This is a genomic window from Bathymodiolus azoricus thioautotrophic gill symbiont, assembly GCF_001298715.1.
Taxonomy (GTDB): Bacteria; Pseudomonadota; Gammaproteobacteria; order PS1; family Pseudothioglobaceae; genus Thiodubiliella.
In genome coordinates, this window is record NZ_CDSC02000214.1 from 1 (window position 1) to 1,693 (window position 1,693).

Below are 1,693 nucleotides of genomic sequence, written 5' to 3' on the forward strand. Positions count from 1 at the left end.
TTTGCCAAGGCAAGATACCTTGGATTAGAAAGAAACAAAACTAGAGCGCAACTCATTGTTATGAGTCACAATCTTAAAACTGGGATGAATATTTTTAAACAAATGCGAAGTCTAGGGGATTGTTACGCCCAATGAGTGGGAAAGGACTAAAAATAGGGAAATAAAGCAATAAACAGCTGGGAAAATAAGGTTTTTTTTGAACTTTATGAAAAAATACAGGTGGTTTTGAAAATATTTTTGAAAAAATCTAAAAATTGAAATTAGGGTGGAGAATTATGAATTATGCAAAAGTCTCAATATAATGATTAATTTAATAAAAGACAAAAGCAAAATGCCCGCATTCTTAAGATCTGGTTTTAGAGTTTTGTTTTTTGCCGCTGGTATAGGATCGTTGCTTTTAATGCTGACTTGGTTGTTATTTTTTACTCAGCAAATCAGCGTTGAATTTAACACTCATTATTGGCATGCACATGAAATGATTTTTGGCTACGCGATGGCTGTTATTGTAGGGTTTTTATTAACGGCAACACAAAACTGGACAAAACTCAAAACCACCAATGGTTATCCTTTGTTGTTTTTAGGGATAGCATGGCTGGTTGCCAGAGTACTGTCTGTAATGGGGGGTGATTATATTTTTTACCAACTAACTGCTGATTTAGCTTTTTTAATCTTTTCTTTACTACTCATAACCCTTCCCATTGTTAAAGCCAAAAACTGGAAAAACTTGCCCATCATTTTTAAATTACTGACCTTTGTTATTGCTAACATCTTATTTTATATCGGTGCTTTAGGTTATCTAGAGAATGGACAATATCTAGGTATTTATATTGCTTTTTATACAGTTGTTGCACTTATTTTGATGATGATACGCAGGCTGATTCCGTTTTTTATTGAAAACGCTGTGTCTGCTAATATTGAATTGAAGAATTCTAAATTCTTAGACCTGAGTAGTTTGATTTTATTTATTGTATTTGTCATCGACACCGTTTTCTTTGAAACGCAGATAACACAAATCAGCGCTCTATTTTTATTTGTTATTCACAGTATCAGAATGCTCTATTGGTATGATAATGGGATTTGGAGGAAACCATTGCTTTGGGGTTTGTATGTTGCTTATGGAATGATTAATTTCGCATTTTTATTAATCGTTATCGATTATTTTATAGCCTTGCCACAAAATACAGCGACACACAGTTTTGCAATCGCTATTGGGCTTATAACACTCAGTATGATGAGTAGAGTTAGCCTTGGTCATACAGGTAGAAATGTCTTTTCACCGCCAAAATCACTAGGGGTTATTTTTTCTATGCTGGTTGCAGTGTTTATATTTAGAGTTATTGCTATCCTATTTTGGAGCGAATATTATCCGCAATTCATTGTCATTTCTCAATTATTGTGGATTGTTGCATTTGGTTTATTTGTGTTAATGTATGCCAAGATGTTTTTTCAAAAGAGAGTTGATGGCTCATTTGGATAAAATGAAAAGACCCTGTAAATCAGATTGTGTAAACCCTCATATTTTTTCATATTTTTTCATAAAAACCTAAAAACCCCCCTTAAATCTACGCTTTTAGCATTTATTTTCTTGCTTTTTGTTACTTTTTATCCTTTTACCACTCATTGGATGCAATAATCTCTTAACCCTTTTAACCGCTGCATTTCTTTAAAAATATTCATCCCAGTTTTAAGATTA

1 protein-coding gene is annotated in these 1,693 nt (G+C 32.8%); it reads left to right on the forward strand.

Going from position 1 to position 1,693, the window contains the following annotated elements; all coding sequences use genetic code 11:
- The first annotated feature begins 301 nt into the window (after positions 1-301).
- Positions 302-1,477: an NnrS family protein gene (locus BAZSYMA_RS04155; protein WP_090715918.1), complete on the forward strand. Its 1,176-nt coding sequence runs from the start codon at positions 302-304 to the stop codon at positions 1,475-1,477.
- The last annotated feature ends 216 nt before the right edge of the window (positions 1,478-1,693 follow it).

Excerpts from the sequence above, each read along its gene's own strand:
- BAZSYMA_RS04155 (WP_090715918.1), top strand. The coding sequence starts at position 302 with ATGATTAATTTAATAAAAGACAAAAGCAAAATGCCCGCATTCTTAAGA.